The organism is Pseudomonas sp. S3(2024), from assembly GCF_036861315.1.
Classification (GTDB): Bacteria; Pseudomonadota; Gammaproteobacteria; order Pseudomonadales; family Pseudomonadaceae; genus Aquipseudomonas; species Aquipseudomonas putida_A.
Window position 1 is genome coordinate 213,710 of the sequence record NZ_JAZAQQ010000009.1, and the last position, 19,059, is coordinate 232,768.

Consider the following 19,059-nt stretch of genomic DNA (forward strand, 5'->3'; position numbering starts at 1 on the left):
CTTCGGGAGCAAGCCCCCTCCCACAGTAGATCTCCCACAGGTTGAGCTGAGCTTTTCCAGGGATTTTGAGGAGTGATTGCATGAGTGTTTTGCGCAACATGGCAGGCCTGCTTTTGGGTAGTGCACTGCTGTGCACCGGCCCCTCGGCACTGGCCGCCGGCAGCTACGCACTGACGGTGTACGGCGAGGCGCCGAAGTATCCGGCGGGTTTCCAGCATTTCGATTTCGTCGATCCCGACGCGCCCAAGGGCGGTTCACTCAGTCGTGCGTCGATGGAAATCGGCCAGTACAACTACATCACCCCGTATGCCGATCAAGGCATTTCCGTGGTGCAGGTCAACGACTGGGTGTATGCGCCGCTGGCGTTCCGTTCGCTCGACGAGCCCTACACCGTTTACGGTCTGGTCGCGCAACAGATGGAGCGCGATCCCGAAGGCCTCTGGGTGCGCTTCACCCTGAACCCCAAGGCTCGCTTCGCCGATGGCACGCCGATCACCGCCGAAGACGTGCGCTACACCTTCAACCTGCTGATGACCAAGGGCAGCCTCAGTTATCGCCAGCAATACGCCGACGTGCAGGACGTGCTGATCGAAGGCCCACGGCAGGTGCGTTTCACCTTCAAGAACAACCTCAACCGCACCCTGGCGCTGGACCTGGCAACACTGCGCGTGGTGCCCGAGCACTGGTGGAAGACTCGCGATTTCGCCAACGGCGGTGGCTTCGAACCGCCGCTGGGCAGCGGCCCGTACCGCGTGAGCAAAGTCGATGCCGGACGCAGCATCAGTTTCCAGCGCGACCCGAACTGGTGGGGCAAAGACCTGCCGGTCAGTCGCGGGATGTACAACTTCGACACGCTCACGGTGAATTTCTACGGTGACACCGACGTCGCCCGGCAACTGTTGCAGGCCGGGGCTTTCGACTACAACCGCGAGTTTTCCTCGTCCGGTTATGTGGTGGGTTACGACAGTCCGGCGCTGCGTGACGGTCGCTTGCAGCAGGCGATCCTCGCTCCGGAAAAACCTACCGCCGCCCAAGGCTTCGTGTTCAACCTGCAAAACCCGATCTTTCAGGATCGCCGCGTGCGTCAGGCGATCAGCCTGCTGTGGGATTTCGAATGGACCAACAAGCAGATGATGCGCGGCTTTTATGTACGCCAGAACAGCTTCTGGCCGAAGAGTGAAATGGCCGCGACCGCCCTGCCCGACGCCGAGGAATTGAAGATCCTCGAACCGTTGCGCGGACAGATTCCGGACGAGGTGTTCACCACGGTGTATCAGGCGCCGAAAACCGATGGCAGCGGCTACATCCGCGACAAGCAGCTGCAAGCTCTGAAGCTGCTCGCCGAGGCCGGCTGGACGCCGCAACACAGCCGACTGGTCAACGCCGCCGGCGAGCCTCTGGAGTTCACCTTCCTCGACGGTCAGGGCGGTTTCGATCGCATGCTGCTGCCGTTCAAGCGCACCCTCGCGCAGATCGGCATCACCCTCAATCTACGGCGGATCGACTCGGCGCAATACGTCAATCGGCTCAACGCCCGGGACTACGACATGATCGTCACCAGTTTCCCGCGCAGCGGCGATCCGATCGTCTCTCCCGGCCGCGAGTTGTACAGCCTGTATGCCTCACAAAGTGCCACGCAAGTCGGCAGTTCGAACTCGATGGTGCTGGCCAACCCGGCGGTCGATCAACTGATCGACGGGCTGGTCAAGGCTGACACCCGCGACGCCATGGTGCATTACGCCCGCGCCCTCGACCGGGTGCTGCAATGGGGTTACTACATGATTCCCAACTACTACTCCAAGGGCACGCCGACGGTGTATCAGAACCGCTTCGGCATGCCGCAGGTGCAACCGGCGTACGACGAAGGCCTCAACACCTGGTGGGAGGTCTCGGCCAAGCCGTTGACCACGCAACAGATGCACACCCAGCTCGCGGGGGGCCAGTGACATGCTGCGTTATCTGAGTCGACGTTTGCTGCTGATCATCCCCACGCTGCTGTGCATTCTGGTGGTCAACTTCGTGATTGTGCAGGCCGCACCGGGCGGCCCGGTGGAGCAAGCCATTGCCCGCCTGCAAGGTTTCGGCGGGCACGGCATGAGCGGTGGTGGCGAAGTCGCCGCGGTTGGCGGTGCCGGGCGCAGCAGCCGTGGCCTCGATCCGGCGCTGATCGAGGAAATCAAACACCACTACGGCTTCGACAAACCGATGCACGAACGCTTGTGGCTGATGCTGAAAAACTACGCCCAGCTGGATCTGGGCAGCAGTTTCTTTCGCGGCGCCAAGGTCACCGATCTGATCGTGCAGAAACTGCCGGTGTCGTTGTCGCTCGGCCTGTGGGCAACGCTGATCACCTACCTGATTTCAATCCCGCTGGGCATCCGCAAAGCGATCAGCAACGGCAGCGCGTTCGATGTCTGGAGCAGCACGGCGATCATCATCGGCTACGCGATGCCGGCGTTTCTGTTTGCGATGCTGCTGATCGTGGTGTTCGCCGGCGGCAGCTACGTCAACTGGTTTCCGGTGCAGGGCCTGGTGTCGGATAACTTCGACAGCCTCAGCACCCTGGGCAAGATCGGCGACTACCTCTGGCACCTGGTGTTGCCGGTCACGGCACTGGTGATCGGCGGTTTCGCCACCCTGACCATCCTCACTAAAAACAGCTTCCTCAACGAGATCAGCCGCCAATACGTGATCACCGCGCGGGCCAAGGGTTTGACCGAGCGTCGCGTGCTCTACGGCCACGTGTTTCGCAACGCGATGCTGCTGGTGGTGGCCGGTGTGCCCTCGGCGCTGATCGAGGTGTTTTTCGCCGGCTCCTTGCTGATCGAAACCATCTTCAACCTCGACGGCCTCGGGCGCATGAGTTACGAGGCGGCGGTGTCGCGTGACTATCCGGTGGTGTTCGGCGCGCTGTTTCTGTTCACCCTGTTTGGCCTGTTGATCAAGCTGATCGGTGACCTCTGCTACACCCTGCTCGACCCACGCATCGACTTCTCGGCGAGGACTGCCTGATGTTTACACTCTCTCCTTTGGGTCAGCGCCGGGTCGCGCAGTTCAAGGCCAACCGCCGTGGACGCTGGTCACTGTGGCTGTTCATTGGCCTGTGCCTGATCTGCCTCGGCGGCGAACTGATTGCCAACGACAAACCGTTGGTGATCCGCTACCACGGCGCCTACTACTTCCCGATCCTCAGCGAATACCTGGAAACCGATTTCGGCGGCGAACTGCCGTTCCAGCCGGATTACGCCAGCGCTTACGTGCACGGGCTGATCGAGGATCAGGGCGGCTGGATGCTGTTTCCGCCGATCCCGTTCAGCTACGACACGGTCAATTACGACCTGACTGAACCGGCACCCAGCCCACCCTCATCGAGCAATTGGCTGGGCACCGACGATCAGGCGCGGGACGTATTGGCGCGGGTGATTTTCGGCACACGGATTTCAATTCTGTTTGCGCTGATCCTCACCGGCATCAGTGCGTTGGTCGGCATCGTTGCCGGGGCGTTGCAGGGTTATTACGGCGGTTGGGTGGATTTGCTTGGGCAACGGGTGCTGGAGATCTGGTCGGGGCTGCCGGTGCTGTATCTGCTGATCATCTTGTCCGGGTTTGTCTCGCCAAGTTTCTGGTGGCTGCTGGGGATCATGGCGCTGTTTTCCTGGCTGGCATTGGTGGATGTGGTGCGCGCCGAGTTTCTGCGTGGCCGCAATCTGGAATACGTCAAAGCCGCGCGGGCGCTGGGCCTGACCGACAGCGAACTGATGCTGCGGCACATCCTGCCCAATGCGATGACTTCCACCCTGACCTACCTGCCGTTCATTCTGACCGGCGCCATCGCCACCCTCACCGCGCTGGATTTCCTCGGTTTCGGCATGCCCGCCGGGACCGCCTCGCTGGGCGAACTGATTGGCCAGGCCAAGCGCAATCTGCAAGCGCCGTGGCTGGGGCTGACGGCATTTTTTGCCTTGGCGCTGATTCTGTCGTTGTTGGTGTTCATCGGTGAGGCTTGCCGTGATGCATTTGATCCACGATCTTGATCCGAGGAGCTGACATGAGCGACAACCTGATTGAAATCCGCGACCTGCGTGTCGCCTTCGCCGGGCAGGAAGTGGTGCACGGTTTGAACCTCGATATCCGCCGAGGCGAATGCCTGGCGCTGGTCGGCGAGTCCGGCTCGGGCAAGTCGGTGACGGCGCATTCGATTTTGCGCCTGTTGCCGGGCAAAACCGTCAGCAGCAACGGTTCGATCGCTTATAACGGGGTGAACTTGCTGCACGCCAGCGAGCAGCAGATGCGCGGTTTGCGCGGCAACCGGATTGCGATGATTTTCCAGGAGCCGATGACCTCGCTCAATCCTCTGCACACCGTGGAGCGACAGGTCAGTGAAGTGCTGGAGATTCACAAGGGCCTCAAGGGCCGCGCAGCCCGTGAGCGCACGTTGGAGCTGCTGGAACTGGTGGGCATTCGCGAGCCGTTGCAGCGTTTGAAAGCCTATCCGCATCAGCTCTCCGGCGGTCAACGGCAACGGGTGATGATTGCGATGGCACTGGCCAACGAACCGGAACTGCTGATCGCCGATGAGCCGACCACGGCGCTGGACGTGACCGTGCAGCAGAAGATTCTCGAGCTGCTGATCGAACTGCAACAGCGGCTCGGCATGTCGATGCTGCTGATCAGTCACGATCTCAATCTGGTGCGGCGCATCGCGCAACGGGTGTGCGTGATGCGCCACGGCGAAATCGTCGAACAGGCTGACTGCGAGACCCTGTTTCGCGCGCCGCAGCATCCTTACAGCCGCTTGCTGATCGAAGCTGAACCGAGCGGTGCGCCGGTGTCGAGCCCGTACCAGCACAACCTGCTGGAAGTCGATGATCTGAAGGTCTGGTTTCCACTGCCCAAGGCGTTGTTGAGTCGTTCGCAGGCGTACATCAAAGCCGTGGACGGAGTCAGTTTCCGCCTGCAACGCGGCAAAACGTTGGGGATTGTCGGCGAATCCGGTTCGGGCAAATCGACGCTGGGCCAGGCGATCCTGCGGCTGATGGAATCCGAGGGCGATATCCGCTTCGGCAACAAGCAGCTGAGCCTGCTCAATCAACGCTTGATGCGCCCCTTGCGGCGACAGATTCAGGTGGTGTTCCAGGATCCGTTCGGCAGCCTGAGCCCACGTATGTCGGTGCAGCAGATCATTGCCGAAGGGTTGCTGACCCACGGCATCGGCACGGAGGCCGAGCGCGAAGCAGCGGTGATTCGCGTACTCGAAGAAGTCGGCCTTGACCCCAAGAGCCGTCATCGCTACCCCCACGAATTTTCCGGCGGCCAGCGCCAGCGCATCTCCATCGCCCGTGCACTGGTGCTGGAGCCGGCGCTGATCCTGCTCGACGAACCGACCTCGGCGCTGGATCGCACGGTGCAGAAACAAGTGGTGGAGCTGTTGCGGCAACTGCAGATCAAGCATGGGCTGACCTATCTGTTCATCAGCCATGACCTGGCGGTGGTGCATGCGCTGGCCCATGACTTGCTGGTGATCAAGGATGGCAAGGTCGTGGAACAGGGTTCGTCGCGGGAGATTTTTGCCGCGCCAACCCACCCCTACACCCAGGAACTGCTCAAAGCCTCCGGCCTCACGCCCAATGCAAATCCCTGTGGGAGCGGGCTTGCTCGCGAATGCGATATACCTGTGACATGAATATCGACTGACAGAACGCCTTCGCGAGCAAGCCCGCTCCCACAGGGGGAGATCGGTGGAGGTGGAAAATATTTGTCGGGCACTGCATCCAAACGCCTCCGCCACGGGTAGTCCCTGTAACAGCCCTCTTCGGCTGTCAGCGGTCTACCCCTTTCGGAGATAACACTGATGAACATCACTCAACTGATTGGCCTCACCGGTTTGCTCGCCCTGTCCTCGACAACCTTCGCCCAAAGCAGCTATCCCGATGCGATCAAAGTCCCGGAAGGCCACAAGATCGCCATGGAAACCACCGGCGTCGGCGAGATCACTTACGAATGCCGCGACAAGCCCAACGCCGCCGGGCAGACCGAATGGACCTTCGTCGGCCCGAAAGCGGTGCTCAATGATCGCAGCGGCAAGCAGGTCGGCACCTACTTCGGCCCGCCCGCCACCTGGCAGGCCAAGGACGGTTCGAAAGTCACCGGCACGCAATTGGCCGTCGCTCCGTCGAGCCCGGGCAACCTGCCCTATCAACTGGTCAAGGCCAACCCGGCTGAAGGCAAAGGCGCGATGAGCGGCGTGAGTTATATCCAGCGTGTCGCGCTCAAGGGCGGCGTGGCGCCAGGCAGCGAATGCACGGCGGCGAACAAGGGCAAGCAGGAAGTGGTGAAGTATCAGGCCGACTACATTTTCTGGGCGGCGAACTGAGTTTCTGGCCCACTCAAATCTTTCCTTGTGGGAGGGGGCTTGCTCCCGAAGGCGGCGTGTCAGCCAGCATCTCGTTCACTGGCACACTGCATTCGGGAGCAAGCCCCCTCCCACAGAGGAGTCCATAGGGAGAGCCGAGTTGTCTGGATGTTTGCGGAATGTGAGCTAGATTGCACCACATGTCCTTGCCCGAATCTGAATTCGATTACGAAGCCCGTCTCGCTGCCTGTGCCCGCGGCGAGCAGTCGGCCCTGCGCGACTTGTACGTGCAGGAAGGCCCGCGCCTGCTCGGCGTGGCCAAACGGCTGGTGCGTGACACGGCGCTGGCCGAAGACATCGTGCATGAGGCGTTTATCAAGATCTGGAACGGTGCGGCGCAATTTGATCCGGCGCGCGGTTCAGCGCGCGGCTGGATGTTCAGCGTGACCCGACATCTGGCGTTGAACCAGCTGCGTGATCAAAGCCGGGAGACGCCGTTCAACGAAGAACACGATGCCGAGCCTGACGAGGACGCCTTCGATGTGCAGGGGGATTCGGCGCGGATCCATCGTTGTCTGGAACAACTCGACCCGCAGCGGCGAAGCTGCATCCTCCACGCTTATGTCGACGGCTACAGCCACGCGCAGATTTCCCAACGGTTGGGCACGCCGCTGGGCACGGTCAAAGCCTGGATCAAACGCAGCCTCAACGCTTTGCGGGAGTGCATGGGATGACCACTGAATCGGCGCAGGAACGTGATGAACTGGCCGGCGAATACGTGCTCGGCACCCTGTCGGCGCCGGAGCGCGAAGCACTGCAACAGCGCTTGCCACACGACCCCGAACTGCAAGCGGCGGTGGATGCCTGGGAGCGACGCTTGCTCGACCTGACCGAATTTGCCGGGACGCAGCAGCCTTCGCCGCACTTGTGGCCGCGCATCGAGCGCAGTGTCGAGCGGTTCGCGCAAAAAGCGCCGGCTGCGCCGTCAACCTCGTGGTGGAATCTGCTGCCGCTGTGGCGCGGCTTGAGTGCGGCCGGCTTGGCCGCCACATTGGTTTTGGGCTCGATCCTGCTGACTCAGACCCCGCCGAAGCCGAATTATCTGGTGGTGCTGGTCGCGCCGCAGGACAAGGCGCCAGGCTGGGTGATTCAGGCCAGTAATCCACGGGAAATTCAGTTAATCCCGCTGGGCGTGGTCGAAGTGCCGGCGGACAAGGCGCTGGAGTTCTGGACCAAGGCTGACGGCTGGCAAGGGCCGGTGTCGCTGGGGCTGGTCAAACCGGGGCAGACGCTGTCGGTGCCGCTGGACAAATTGCCGCCGCTGCAACCGAATCAGCTGTTCGAGCTGACGCTGGAAGGCGCCAATGGCTCGCCGATCGGTAAACCGACCGGGCCGATTCAAGCCATTGGCCGAGCCGTCAAAGTGCTTTGAACCGGCGTCAACCGGCCTTGGCCATGCAGCGTTTGTAGCGCTCATCCACGCGTTTGGCGAACCACGCCGTGGTCAGCTTGCGGGTGATTTTCGGGCTCTGCAAAACGATCCCCGGCAACACCGCGCGTGGCAAGGTCTTGCCTTCAGCCTTCTCGGCCAGTTCGAACACGCGCTGGTAGAGTTTGGTTTCTTCGAATTCCAGGGTCTTACCCTTCTCCAGTTGATCGCGAATGGTCGGGTTGCGCATGCCCAGCGACTTGCCGAGGGTGCGCACCGCCAGTTCGGTGCTGCCAGGCATGATCGAGTCGTAGCGAATCAAGTCGCCATCCAGCGCCAGCGGGATGCCCGAAGCTCGGCTGACGGCGTTCTGGAACGCGGCATTGCGGCTGGCGTACCAGCCGGCATTGAAGTCGGCGAAGCGGTACAGCGGCTCGCGGTAACTCACCGGGTAGCCAAGTAAATGGGCGATGCCGAAGTACATGCCGCCACGGCGGGTGAACACTTCGTGGCGGATCGTGCCGTCTACCGGGTACGGATACTCCTTGGCGTGCTGCTCGGCGAATTCGATGCTGACCTGCATCGGTCCGGCGGTGTGTACCGGGTTGAAGCCGCCGAACAAGGTGCGGCCCATTGGCACTCTGCCGATGAAGTCGTCAAAAATGGCGCTGAGTTCTTTTTCACTGCGTGCCGCGTTCAGGCGTTCGCTGTAGGTCTTGCCGTTGGTGGAGCGCACTTGCAGAGCGCCACTGACCAACAGACTGGGAATATGCACTTTGGCGGCACGACGGTCGATTTCGTCGCGGGCGATCTTGCCCAGGCCTGGCACCGTGGGGTCTACCTGGAAGGTGGATTCCTGCTCGGCCACGGCCAGCACCGAACACAGATTCTGCGTGGTCGGGCTGATGTTCTGTGCGGCGAACGCGGCATAGATGTCGGTGGCCCAGCCTTGACGGTCGGGCACTTTCGCCGGCATCAGCCGCACTATTTCGGCCTTCACTTCAGCCGGCGCACGCGGTGCCGGCTCCTGGCTGCGCTGGCCGGCGCAACCGGCGAGCACCAGTAGCGCGGCAAGGGTAATGATTAATCGAGGGATGTGCATGGCGCTCCTTGGCGTGCGTTGAGGCGGGTTCACCATACGATCAAAGGGGTGACGCAGGCTAGGACTGTGACCTTAGTGGTGAGGGGATTTATCCCCGATGGACTTCGCAGCAGCCTTCCAATATCAAAGCGACCCGCTCCGCGCGCCATCGGAGATAAATCCCCTCACCACAGGTTTCCATTCGGATCTGGAATTTCAGCAAGATAAACAGTTTGCAAAACGTTACTGCGAACTCCTATCATTTGCGCCTGGAGTCGTATTTGCGCAAGGAGTTCCCCGCGCCGTTCTAATTTTCTCACCGGCCGTACGCCTCCAGGTATCGACATGCCCGCTCCAGCTCGACTCGCCGTCCCGTTTCGCCCGACGCTTCTCGCCCTGCTGTGCTCCCTGACTGTCACCGCTCACGCTGCCGATGAAAACGGCAAGGAGCTGGTGCTCGACAACGTCAACATCAACGCCCAAGCGCCAACGTCCAACGCCCTGCCCCCGGTCTACGCCGGTGGTCAGGTCGCCCGTGGCGGTCAGCTCGGCGTGCTCGGCAATCAGGACATGATGGACGTGCCGTTCAGCGCCGCGTCGTACACCGAACAGCTGATTCAGGACCAGCAAGCGGAAAACGTTGCCGACGTCCTGCTCAACGATGCCTCGGTGCGTCAGGCCTCGGGCTTCTCCAACCAGGCGCAGGTGTTCATGATCCGCGGCTTGCCGCTCAACGGCGACGACATTTCCTATAACGGCCTGTACGGCGTGCTGCCCCGGCAGATCATTTCCACCGACGCCCTGGAGCGCGTGGAAGTGTTCAAAGGCCCCAACGCTTTCATCAACGGCGTGACCCCGACCGGCTCCGGCATCGGTGGCGGCGTCAACCTGCAGCCCAAGCGTGCCGGCGACGAGCCGCTGCGTCGCTACACCACCGACATCAACAGCGAAGGTCGCATCGGTCAGCACTTCGATATCGGCCAGCGATTCGGCGAAGACAACCGCTTCGGCGCGCGGATCAACCTGTCGCAGCGCGAAGGCGACACCGGCATCGATCACGAAAACCAGCGCTCGAAACTGTTCAGCATCGGCCTCGACTATCGTGGTGACGCGCTGCGTATTTCCGGCGACTTCGCCTACCAGAAAGAACGCGTCAACGGTGGCCGCAACTCGGTCAACCTCGGCACCGCCACGCACATTCCGGACGCGCCGTCGGCCGACACCAACTACGCGCCGAAGTGGGGCTACACCGACATCGAAGACACCTTCGGCATGCTCCGCGCCGAATACGACCTGAACGACAACTGGACCGCGTACGTCGCCGGCGGCGCCAAGCACACCCGCGAAGTCGGCCGCTACAACTCGACAACCCTGGTGGGCAACAACGGCGCCTCCTACACCACCGGCTCGTTCATCCCCCACGATGAGGACAACACCAGCCTGATGGCCGGCCTCAACGGCAAGTTCAATACCGGCGCGGTCAGCCACAAGCTCAATTTCGGCCTCAGCGGTCTGTGGGCCGAACAGCGCAGTGCCTATGATTTCGACCTGACCAAGTACGCCAACAACATCTACCACCCGGTGGAAACCCCGTCGCCGGTCGGCAACTTTTCCGGCGGCGATCTCAATGACCCGGGCATCGTCGGCAAGACCTTCAACCGCAGCCTCGCGCTCTCCGACACCCTCGGTTTCTTCGATGATCGCCTGCTGATCACCGCTGGCCTACGTCGTCAGCAACTGGTGGTGCAAGGCTACAACTACGCCAGTTACGGCAGCGGCAGCCGCAAGTCGAGCTACGACGAATCGATCACCACGCCGGTCTACGGCATCGTGTTCAAGCCGTGGGAGCACGTGTCGTTCTACGCCAACCACATCGAAGGCCTGGCCCAGGGGCCGACCTCGCCGACCAGCGCCGGCGGCTTGCGTGTGACCAACGGCAACGAAGTCTACGCACCGGCGCGCTCCAAGCAGACCGAGGCCGGGGTCAAGGTCGACATGGGCACTTACGGCGCGAGCCTGGGCGTCTATCGCATCGAACAGCCGAGCGATGGCTACTGTGAAATCAACAGCGCCGCCACCTGCACTTACGTGCGTGAAGGCGAGCAGATCAACAAAGGCGTAGAGATGAACGTGTTCGGCGAGCCGATCAATGGCCTGCGCCTGATCAGCGGCCTGACGCTGATGGACACTGAACTGCGCAACACCCAGAACGGCGCCAACGACGGCAACCGTGCGATTGGCGTGCCGAGTTTCCAGTTCAACGCCGGCGCCGACTGGGATGTACCGGGCCTGCAAGGCGTGGCGCTGAATGCGCGGATGCTACGCACCGGCGGCCAGTACGCCGACGCGGCCAACAACCTCAGCCTGCCGACCTGGAACCGCTTCGACGCGGGTGCGCGTTACGCCTTCAAGGTTTCGCAGAAAGACGTGACCCTGCGCCTGGGCGTCGAAAACCTTGCGAACAAGAAATACTGGGAATCGGCGCAGGGCGGCTATCTGACCCAAGGTGAGCCGCGGGTGGCGAAGTTGTCGGGCACGATCGATTTCTAACCCGCTGTTGTGAGCAAAGCGGACTGCTGCGCAGTCCAGCGGGAGCAAGCTCCCTCGCCACAGAGTCTCAGCCAAAAATGAAAAAGGCCCCGCAGCTTCACCGCTGTGGGGCCTATTTGGTTTTTGGGTGCCTGAAAAGGCCTTTTCGCGAGCAGGCTCGCTCCCACATTGGGATGCGTTCGACTGTGGGAGCGGGCTTGCTCGCGAAGAGGCCCGCACTGGCTACCCTTTCCATCTGATCCATACTTGCTCCACAGCCAACGGAGGACAGGCCCATGAACCGCAGCGACGTACTGATCATCGGTGCCGGCCCGACCGGTCTGGTGCTGGCCCTGTGGCTGAGCAAACTGGGCGTGCGCGTGCGCATCATCGACAAGACCTCCGCGCCCGGCACCACATCACGAGCACTGGCGGTGCAGGCGCGCACGCTGGAGTTGTACCGCCAGCTGGACCTGGCCGACACCGTGGTGCGCAACGGCCACAAGGTCGCGGCGGCGAATTTCTGGGTAAAGGGCAAACCGGTCGCGCAGTTGCCGTTGCAGCGCATCGGCGAAGGCCTGACGCCCTACTCGTTCATCGAAATCTTTCCCCAGGATCAGCACGAACGGCTGCTGCTCGAACGCCTCGAAGACTATGACGTGACGGTTGAGCGCAACACCGAGCTTGAGAGTTTCGAAGAAACCGGCGACGGCCTCACCGCGCACTTGCGCCTGCCCGATGGCGAACAGGAAATCTGCCAGGCCTGCTATCTGGCGGGATGTGATGGCGCCCGCTCAGTGGTGCGCAAAACCCTCGACACCGGTTTTCCCGGCGGCACCTATCAGCAGATTTTCTACGTCGCCGACGTCAAGGCCAGCGGCCCGGCGATGAACGGTGAGCTGCACCTGGATCTGGATGAAGCGGACTTCCTTGCGGTGTTTCCACTGGCCGGTGAAGGCCGCGCCCGACTGATCGGCACCGTGCGTGACGAACGTGCCGACCGCGCCGAAACCCTGCAATTTGCCGACGTCAGCAGCCGCGCCATCGAGCACCTGAAAGTGCACATCGACGAGGTCAACTGGTTCTCCACCTACCGCGTGCATCACCGCGTGGCCGAGCATTTTCGCAGCGGTCGGGCGTTTCTCCTCGGCGACGCCGCGCATGTGCACAGCCCCGCCGGCGGCCAGGGCATGAACACCGGCATCGGCGATGCGATCAACCTGGCCTGGAAACTCGCCGCCGTGCTCAACGGCAGCGCCACGGCGAAGCTGCTCGACACTTACGAAACCGAGCGCATCGCCTTCGCCCGGCGGCTGGTGTCGACCACCGACAAGGTGTTCACTTTCGTCACCGCCGAGGGGCGCATCGCCGATCTGCTGCGCACGCGCCTGGCCCCGTTTCTGATCCCGAAAATGGCCACCTTCGAGGCCAGCCGTGAGTTCCTGTTTCGCACCGTCTCACAGGTCACCCTCAACTACCGCGGCATGCCGCTGAGCCAGGGCACAGCTGGCCACGTGCACGGTGGTGACCGCCTGCCGTGGGCGCATGATGGTGAGGGGGATAACTACGAACCGCTAAGGCAGCCTTGCTGGCAGGTGCACGTGTACGGTGACACCAGCGACGAGATGATCGCCTGGTGCAACGAACACCATCTGTCGCTGCACGTGTTCGACTGGCGGCCGGCGTTTGAAACGGCGGGATTGGGGCGTAACGGTTTTTACCTGTTGCGCCCGGATACCTATGTGGCGATAGCCGATAACAGCGCGGATCCGAAGGTGATCGAGCGGTACTTTCGGGATCACGGGATCCGACCCTACTTCAACTGCCCCTGACTCTACACAGTCCCAATGTGGGAGCGGGCTTGCTCGCGAAGGCGTCGTGTCAGTCAACCTATTCGTTGCTGATACACCGCATTCGCGAGCAAGCCCGCTCCCACAGGGGGTTGTGCGGTATTCGTCAGATCCCGGCCAGCGCCAGATCCATCGCAAAGTAGGTGAAGATCAGGTCCGCCCCCGCGCGCTTGATCGCGCCCAGGCTTTCGCGCACCACGCGATCCTCGTCGATTGCACCGGCCTGCGCGCCGAACTTGATCATCGCGTACTCGCCGCTGACCTGATACGCCGACAGCGGCAGGTTCGAGGCTTCACGGATGTCGCGGATGATGTCGAGGTACGCACCGGCCGGCTTGACCATCAGCGCATCGGCGCCTTCCTGCTCGTCGAGCAGCGATTCGCGCAGGGCTTCGCGGCGGTTCATCGGGTTCATCTGATAGCTTTTGCGATCACCCTTCAGCGCGCTGCCGCCGGCCTCGCGGAACGGGCCGTACAGCGCCGAGGCGAATTTGGTCGAGTAGGCCATGATCGGAATCTGGGTGAAACCGGCGTCATCCAGTGCCCGGCGAATTGCCCGCACCTGGCCGTCCATCGCCGCCGACGGGGCGATCACGTCAGCGCCGGCACGCGCCGCCGCCACAGCTTGCTTCCCGAGGTTGATCAGGGTCTGGTCGTTGTCGACTTCGTGGTTGTGCATCACGCCGCAGTGGCCGTGATCGGTGTATTCGCAGAAGCAGGTGTCGGACATCACGATCATTTCCGGCACCGCGTCCTTGGCAATCCGCGACATGCGCGAGACCAGTCCCTCTTCGCGCCAGGTGTCGCTGCCGTTGGCGTCCAGGTGATGGGACACGCCAAAGGTCATTACCGACTTGATCCCGGCACGGGCATAACGCTCGATTTCACTGGCCAGCTTGCGCTCGGGAATGCGCATCACTCCGGGCATGCTCTTGATTGGCACGAAGTCGTCGATCTCTTCTTCGACGAAAATCGGCAGCACCAGATCATTCAGGCTGAACTCGGTTTCCTGGAACAGGCTGCGCAGGCTCGCATTGCGGCGCAGACGGCGGGGACGTGCTTCGGGGAACTGGCTGGACATGGGGCTTTCCTGAAATCGGAAGATGAGACGAAAGTCGTAGGGGGCGAAGCTTATGCCTTCGGTGGGCGCAGGTACAAACCTGGATCAATCAACAGTGCGTTACCAAGGACGCAATAATCTGCGGGCGTCATCACTATTCCTGTGGGAGCGGGCTTGCTCGCGAAGGAGGTGTATCAGAAAAAGACGTGTCGACTGACACGACGCCTTCGCGAGCAAGCCCGCTCCCACAGGGTTAAATGTGGCCTCAGGAAGGAATGGTCAACCCGCGCACCACAGCCGGGCGAGCCAGAAAGCGCTCCAGCACCCGGGTCACGTTCGGGAAGTTGCTGATGCCCACCAGATCCCCGGCCTCATAGAACCCGATCAGGTTACGCACCCACGGGAACGTGGCGATGTCGGCGATGGTGTAGCGCTCGCCCATGATCCAGTCGCGACCTTCCAGGCGCTTGTCGAGCACGTTGAGCAGGCGCCTGCTCTCCTCGACATAGCGGTCACGCGGACGCTTGTCCTCGTAGTCCTTGCCGGCGAATTTGTTGAAGAAACCGAGCTGGCCAAACATCGGGCCGATACCGCCCATCTGGAACATCAGCCACTGAATCGTCTCGTAGCGCAGCGCGCCCTCCTGGGCGAGCAACTGGCCGCTCTTGTCGGCGAGATAGATCAGGATTGCGCCGGATTCGAACAGCGGCAGCGGCTGATCCTCGGGGCCGTGGGGGTCGAGGATCGCCGGAATCTTGTTGTTGGGGTTCAGCGACAGAAATTCCGGGGACATCTGGTCTTGCGTGTCGAAACCCACGCGGTGCGGCTCGTAGGGCAGGCCGATCTCTTCGAGCATGATCGAGACCTTGACGCCGTTGGGGGTCGGCAGGGAATAGAGTTGAATCCAGTCGGGGTACTGCGCCGGCCATTTCTGGGTGATGGGGAACGCGGACAGATCGGTCATGGGAAACATCCAGTCACAAGGAAAGCACTGATCATAATGTAGGAGCTGCCGCAGGCTGCGATCTTTTGATTCAGCTTTAACAAACCAAATCAAAAGATCGCAGCCTGCGGCAGCTCCTACACGAACCGTAACATCCTGCGGGTAATGTGCATGAACCAAACCGGCCTCAGAGGACTCTGAGCTATGCCTTTCGTAAAGGAAGCGCGACACACGACATGGACAACACCCGGTGCTGGGAGCCCGCGGTGTAAGGGTTGGTCAGCCCCAACCGAATTTGCTGAAGAACCTATATTCAATGACGAACCTCATGAGTTTCGCCAAACGCTTCAAACATCGCGCCTATGTGGCCCTGCCCTCCCTGCTGGCAGTCAGTGCGCTGACCTTGTCGCTCGAATCGAGCCAGATTCGCGCGCAACCGGTGGACGGTACGCAGACGCTGATCTTCCTGCGCCACGCGGAAAAACCCGAGGGCGGTCTCGGCCAGCTCAACTGTCAGGGTCTGAACCGGGCGATCGAGCTGTCGACCCTGCTGCCGGAAAAATTCGGCAAGGCCGATTACGTGTTCGCCGCCAACCCGACACGCAATGTCGAGGAAGGCGAACTGGACAACTCCTACAGCTACATCCGTCCGTTGATGACCATCAGCCCCGCCGCGATCAAGCTCGGCCTGCCGGTGAACATCGAGTTCTCTGCCAACGACACCAGTGATCTGGCGCGCGAACTGATCGAGGACAAGTACCACAACGCGACGATCTACACCGCCTGGTCGCACGGCTATTTGCCGGAGCTGATCAACAAGGTTGCCGGCAAGGCCGTCGGCGAGAAGCAGACCATCACCGATGACTGGGCGTCGGGCGATTTCGATTCGCTGTACGTGCTGACCCTGACCTGGCACAACGGCAAGGCCAGTTTGCAGAGCCACAGCTACAAGCAGGGGCTGGATAACGGCAAGGCGACCTGTCCGACTTGAGTTTTGCGCTGCCTGTACCGGCCTCTTCGCGAGCAAGCCCGCTCCCACAGGGGATCTGCGCCAGGCAGAAATTTCTGCCCAGTGGAGACCCAATGTGGGAGCGGGCTTGCTCGCGAAGAGGCCCGCAAGAGCACCCTCAAACCCGCTGATTCAGCCGCTCACGCAGATACTCAAGCACCGCCCCGCGCTCCCCGGCAAATTCAATCCGCCCGCCCTTCTTCTCACGCTGAAACGCATACATCGGGTCATAATATTCGCGCAGCAACACGCTGATCCAGTCACGGAACGCCTCGACCGAACCGCTGCGCGCCTGCTCGGCCAGGGCCTCTTCCATCTGCAGGAACATCCGCTGATGGCGTTCGCCGCCCAGCCGGCGCTGGATATTGTTCAAACTCGCAATCAGCCGCTCGGCATACAGCGCAAAGCCCTGCTCGCCATGCACCGCGACAAACTCAGCGTGCAGGTTGATCACGTAATCCTGCAGAATCCGCTCGACCCGCTGCTCCAGGCTGTCTTCGAGCCAGACCATCGGCGCCACTTGCATGCCTCGGTACAGCGGCAATGGCAAGGCACAACTGCCGACTACCCGGCTCTCGTCTTCCAGCACAAACTGCTGGATTCCGCCGGCGCGTTTTTTCAGCACATCAACGGCCAGACGGTTTTCAAAATCGATGTTGGTCGGTTGGCCGGTGGCGCGCTTGCCGAAACTCGAGCCCCGATGATTCGCGTGACCTTCCAGATCCAGACCGTTGCGCAATTGCACCAGCAGTTCGGTCTTGCCGGTGCCGGTCATGCCGCCCAGCAGCACCATATCGCACTCGGCCACGGCCTGATCGATCGTCTCCAGCAGGAACGTACGCATCGCCTTATAGCCACCGCCGACACGCGGGTAATCGATCCCGCCCTCTTCCTTGATCCATTGCTGGACGATCTGCGAACGCAGGCCGCCGCGAAAGCAATACAGATAGCCGTCGGGGTGTGCCCGGGCAAACTCGACCCAGCCTTGAATGCGCTGCTCCCGCACTTCGGCAGACACCAGCCGCTCACCCAGGGCGATGGCGGCTTGTTGTCCATGCTGCTTGTAGCAAGTCCCCACCTGCTCGCGCTCGCGGTCGTTCATCAGCGGCAGGTTGACCACGCCGGGAAACGCGCCGTGGGCAAACTCGATCGGCGCACGGGCATCCATCATCGGCCGGTCGTTGAGGAAAATATCGCGGTAATCGGTGCAGTCGCGTGACATCAGTTCACCTCGACTGCGTGGGTCTGTCGCTCGACCAGCTCGCCGATCGGCGCCAGGTTCAGGCCCAGTTCGGCAGCCACGGCGAGGAATTCGGCGTTGCCTTCCGGTGTAACTGCAATCAACAGACCGCCGCTGGTCTGCGGGTCGCACAGCACGCGCTTGTGCAACTCCTGCAGACGACCGAGCTTGCTCGAATAGCTGTCAAAGTTGCGCAAGGTGCCACCGGGCACACAGCCCTGTTCGAGGTAGTACTCGACGCTGTCCAGACGCGGCACGTGGTTGTAGCCGATACGTGCGGTCAGGTGGCTGCCGTCGGCCATTTCCACCAGATGCCCGAGCAGGCCGAAACCGGTAACGTCGGTCATCGCTGTGACGCCGGCCAGTTTGCCGAAACGGCTGCCGGGCTTGTTCAGGGTGCACATCCAGTCGCGGGCCACACCGACATCACCGGGGCGTAATTTGCCCTTCTTCTCGGCGGTGGTGAGGATGCCGATGCCCAACGGCTTGGTCAGGTACAGCAGGCAACCGGCGGTGGCGGTGTCGTTGCGCTTCATGTGGCGTTTTTCCACCAGACCGGTCACGGCCAGGCCGAAGATCGGCTCCGGCGCATCGATTGAATGCCCGCCGGCCAGCGGAATGCCGGCGGCGTCACACACCGCGCGCCCGCCGCGAATCACTTCCCGCGCCACTTCCGGCGCCAGCACATTCACCGGCCAGCCGAGGATCGCAATCGCCATCAACGGATCGCCGCCCATCGCATAGATGTCGCTGATCGCATTGGTCGCAGCGATCCGGCCGAAGTCGAACGGATCGTCGACAATCGGCATGAAGAAGTCCGTGGTCGACACCACACCACGCTCGGCATCGATCTCGTAAACCGCCGCGTCATCACGCGAGGCATTGCCGACCCACAGTTTCGGGTCAAGGTTCTGCGCACCGCTGCCGGCCAGAATCACTTCCAGCACCTGCGGGGAAATCTTGCAGCCACAACCGGCACCGTGGCTGTATTGGGTCAGGCGAATCGGCTCGCTCATGGGAGAGTCTCTGGCAATTGATGGGGCGGATTCTAGCAGAGCGCGGGCCGGCAGATTTTTGCGCTGACTGTCCGGGCCCCTTCGCGAGCAGGCTCGCTCCCACATTAGTTGCAATGCGATCCCCTGTGGGAGCGGGCTTGCTCGCGAAAGCTATCGATGGGTCACCACGATTTCACGGCCGGGCACAAAAGGTGCCCTGATGAAAAACCATTTGCCACTGCTCGTCCTGCCGCCGCCATACCGAACTGCGCAAACTGTCCGCCGGCATCCGCTGGCCGCCAGCGACGGTATGGCAGTGATACGTCACCAGCGCCGAATCTTCCGACAACGGCTTGAGCGTGAACTGACTGACGGTACGTGGTGCGAATGCTTGCTGCGGCAGCGCTGCCAGCACATCGGACTTGTTCCAGATGCCGCCGCTGGCGCCGAATTCGACAAAGTCGTCCGCGATCAATCTCGCCAGTTCTGCGGCATCCTCGCGCACGGCGCGCGACAGCAGGCGGTTTTCCAGATGTAACAAATGCTTCGACAGATCCATCTCGTTCCTACC

At 61.9% G+C, this 19,059-nt stretch carries 16 protein-coding genes; 10 read left to right on the plus strand and 6 right to left on the minus strand.

Going from position 1 to position 19,059, the window contains the following annotated elements; genetic code table 11:
- Positions 1–80: 80 nt before the first annotated feature.
- The 7 genes from VLA07_RS22280 (at position 81) to VLA07_RS22310 (ending at position 7,784) form a co-directional block, all read left to right on the plus strand.
- Positions 81–1,946, plus strand: coding sequence for an extracellular solute-binding protein (locus VLA07_RS22280; RefSeq protein ID WP_333991370.1), 1,866 nt, complete (start codon positions 81–83; stop codon positions 1,944–1,946).
- A 1-nt stretch (position 1,947) separates the two neighbouring features.
- Positions 1,948–3,012: a microcin C ABC transporter permease YejB gene (locus tag VLA07_RS22285; RefSeq protein WP_247268280.1), complete on the plus strand. Its 1,065-nt coding sequence runs from the start codon at positions 1,948–1,950 to the stop codon at positions 3,010–3,012.
- Positions 3,012–4,034: an ABC transporter permease gene (locus VLA07_RS22290; protein WP_096797383.1), complete on the plus strand. Its 1,023-nt coding sequence runs from the start codon at positions 3,012–3,014 to the stop codon at positions 4,032–4,034. Before VLA07_RS22285 ends, VLA07_RS22290 begins: the two co-directional genes overlap by 1 nt.
- 14 nt (positions 4,035–4,048) lie before the next feature.
- Complete coding sequence (locus tag VLA07_RS22295; RefSeq protein ID WP_333991371.1) at positions 4,049–5,683, plus strand: ABC transporter ATP-binding protein; 1,635 nt, start codon at positions 4,049–4,051, stop codon at positions 5,681–5,683.
- A gap of 168 nt (positions 5,684–5,851) precedes the next feature.
- The gene (locus VLA07_RS22300) at positions 5,852–6,373 is read left to right on the plus strand and encodes a DUF3455 domain-containing protein (protein WP_027613866.1); all 522 of its coding nucleotides are present in this window, start codon (positions 5,852–5,854) and stop codon (positions 6,371–6,373) included.
- Positions 6,374–6,552: 179 nt separating this feature from the next.
- Positions 6,553–7,086 (plus strand): sigma-70 family RNA polymerase sigma factor, encoded by a 534-nt coding sequence (locus VLA07_RS22305; protein WP_333991374.1) that lies wholly within the window; start codon positions 6,553–6,555, stop codon positions 7,084–7,086.
- Positions 7,083–7,784 (plus strand): anti-sigma factor, encoded by a 702-nt coding sequence (locus tag VLA07_RS22310; RefSeq protein WP_333991376.1) that lies wholly within the window; start codon positions 7,083–7,085, stop codon positions 7,782–7,784. The genes VLA07_RS22305 and VLA07_RS22310 overlap by 4 nt, the downstream gene beginning before the upstream one ends.
- A 7-nt stretch (positions 7,785–7,791) precedes the next feature.
- Here VLA07_RS22310 and VLA07_RS22315 read toward each other — a convergent pair whose 3' ends face one another.
- Positions 7,792–8,883, minus strand: a complete 1,092-nt coding sequence (locus VLA07_RS22315) for a DUF1615 domain-containing protein (protein WP_330206940.1) — start codon at positions 8,881–8,883, stop codon at positions 7,792–7,794.
- A 324-nt stretch (positions 8,884–9,207) separates the two neighbouring features.
- Here VLA07_RS22315 and VLA07_RS22320 point away from each other — a divergent pair, with 324 nt between their 5' ends.
- Together VLA07_RS22320 and VLA07_RS22325 are read left to right on the plus strand one after the other, a co-directional pair.
- A complete protein-coding gene (locus VLA07_RS22320) occupies positions 9,208–11,412 on the plus strand; it encodes a TonB-dependent receptor (RefSeq protein ID WP_333991378.1) in 2,205 nt (734 codons plus the stop codon).
- A gap of 275 nt (positions 11,413–11,687) precedes the next feature.
- Complete coding sequence (locus VLA07_RS22325; RefSeq protein ID WP_333991380.1) at positions 11,688–13,223, plus strand: FAD-dependent oxidoreductase; 1,536 nt, start codon at positions 11,688–11,690, stop codon at positions 13,221–13,223.
- Positions 13,224–13,347: 124 nt separating this feature from the next.
- Here VLA07_RS22325 and hemB read toward each other — a convergent pair whose 3' ends face one another.
- On the minus strand, positions 13,348–14,322 hold the full coding sequence (gene hemB / locus VLA07_RS22330) for a porphobilinogen synthase (protein ID WP_135295368.1): 975 nt from the start codon (positions 14,320–14,322) through the stop codon (positions 13,348–13,350).
- A 244-nt stretch (positions 14,323–14,566) separates the two neighbouring features.
- The gene (locus tag VLA07_RS22335) at positions 14,567–15,265 is read right to left on the minus strand and encodes a glutathione S-transferase family protein (RefSeq protein WP_333991383.1); all 699 of its coding nucleotides are present in this window, start codon (positions 15,263–15,265) and stop codon (positions 14,567–14,569) included.
- A gap of 295 nt (positions 15,266–15,560) precedes the next feature.
- Here VLA07_RS22335 and VLA07_RS22340 point away from each other — a divergent pair, with 295 nt between their 5' ends.
- On the plus strand, positions 15,561–16,235 hold the full coding sequence (locus VLA07_RS22340; protein ID WP_027613858.1) for a hypothetical protein: 675 nt from the start codon (positions 15,561–15,563) through the stop codon (positions 16,233–16,235).
- A gap of 136 nt (positions 16,236–16,371) precedes the next feature.
- On the opposite strand, the gene mnmH is transcribed toward VLA07_RS22340, so the two are convergent.
- The 3 genes from mnmH to VLA07_RS22355 all read right to left on the minus strand — a co-directional run bounded on the left by mnmH (position 16,372) and on the right by VLA07_RS22355 (position 19,047).
- The gene (mnmH, locus tag VLA07_RS22345; RefSeq protein ID WP_333991384.1) at positions 16,372–17,475 is read right to left on the minus strand and encodes a tRNA 2-selenouridine(34) synthase MnmH; all 1,104 of its coding nucleotides are present in this window, start codon (positions 17,473–17,475) and stop codon (positions 16,372–16,374) included.
- Positions 17,475–18,509 (minus strand): selenide, water dikinase SelD, encoded by a 1,035-nt coding sequence (gene selD, locus VLA07_RS22350; RefSeq protein ID WP_330206943.1) that lies wholly within the window; start codon positions 18,507–18,509, stop codon positions 17,475–17,477. The genes mnmH and selD overlap by 1 nt, the downstream gene beginning before the upstream one ends.
- Before the next feature lie 172 nt (positions 18,510–18,681).
- A complete protein-coding gene (locus VLA07_RS22355) occupies positions 18,682–19,047 on the minus strand; it encodes a nuclear transport factor 2 family protein (protein WP_247268291.1) in 366 nt (121 codons plus the stop codon).
- Between the last annotated feature and the right edge of the window lie 12 nt (positions 19,048–19,059).

Bases quoted from the DNA above. Each gene is read 5' to 3' on its own strand.
- VLA07_RS22300 (WP_027613866.1), top strand. From the start codon at position 5,852: ATGAACATCACTCAACTGATTGGCCTCACCGGTTTGCTCGCCCTGTCC.
- mnmH (WP_333991384.1), bottom strand. From the start codon at position 17,475: ATGTCACGCGACTGCACCGATTACCGCGATATTTTCCTCAACGACCGG.
- VLA07_RS22340 (WP_027613858.1), top strand. From the start codon at position 15,561: ATGACGAACCTCATGAGTTTCGCCAAACGCTTCAAACATCGCGCCTAT.
- selD (WP_330206943.1), bottom strand. From the start codon at position 18,509: ATGAGCGAGCCGATTCGCCTGACCCAATACAGCCACGGTGCCGGTTGT.
- VLA07_RS22355 (WP_247268291.1), bottom strand. From the start codon at position 19,047: ATGGATCTGTCGAAGCATTTGTTACATCTGGAAAACCGCCTGCTGTCG.
- VLA07_RS22325 (WP_333991380.1), top strand. From the start codon at position 11,688: ATGAACCGCAGCGACGTACTGATCATCGGTGCCGGCCCGACCGGTCTG.
- VLA07_RS22285 (WP_247268280.1), top strand. From the start codon at position 1,948: ATGCTGCGTTATCTGAGTCGACGTTTGCTGCTGATCATCCCCACGCTG.
- VLA07_RS22290 (WP_096797383.1), top strand. From the start codon at position 3,012: ATGTTTACACTCTCTCCTTTGGGTCAGCGCCGGGTCGCGCAGTTCAAG.
- VLA07_RS22320 (WP_333991378.1), top strand. From the start codon at position 9,208: ATGCCCGCTCCAGCTCGACTCGCCGTCCCGTTTCGCCCGACGCTTCTC.
- VLA07_RS22335 (WP_333991383.1), bottom strand. From the start codon at position 15,265: ATGACCGATCTGTCCGCGTTCCCCATCACCCAGAAATGGCCGGCGCAG.
- VLA07_RS22305 (WP_333991374.1), top strand. From the start codon at position 6,553: ATGTCCTTGCCCGAATCTGAATTCGATTACGAAGCCCGTCTCGCTGCC.
- VLA07_RS22295 (WP_333991371.1), top strand. From the start codon at position 4,049: ATGAGCGACAACCTGATTGAAATCCGCGACCTGCGTGTCGCCTTCGCC.
- VLA07_RS22280 (WP_333991370.1), top strand. From the start codon at position 81: ATGAGTGTTTTGCGCAACATGGCAGGCCTGCTTTTGGGTAGTGCACTG.
- VLA07_RS22315 (WP_330206940.1), bottom strand. From the start codon at position 8,883: ATGCACATCCCTCGATTAATCATTACCCTTGCCGCGCTACTGGTGCTC.
- VLA07_RS22310 (WP_333991376.1), top strand. From the start codon at position 7,083: ATGACCACTGAATCGGCGCAGGAACGTGATGAACTGGCCGGCGAATAC.
- hemB (WP_135295368.1), bottom strand. From the start codon at position 14,322: ATGTCCAGCCAGTTCCCCGAAGCACGTCCCCGCCGTCTGCGCCGCAAT.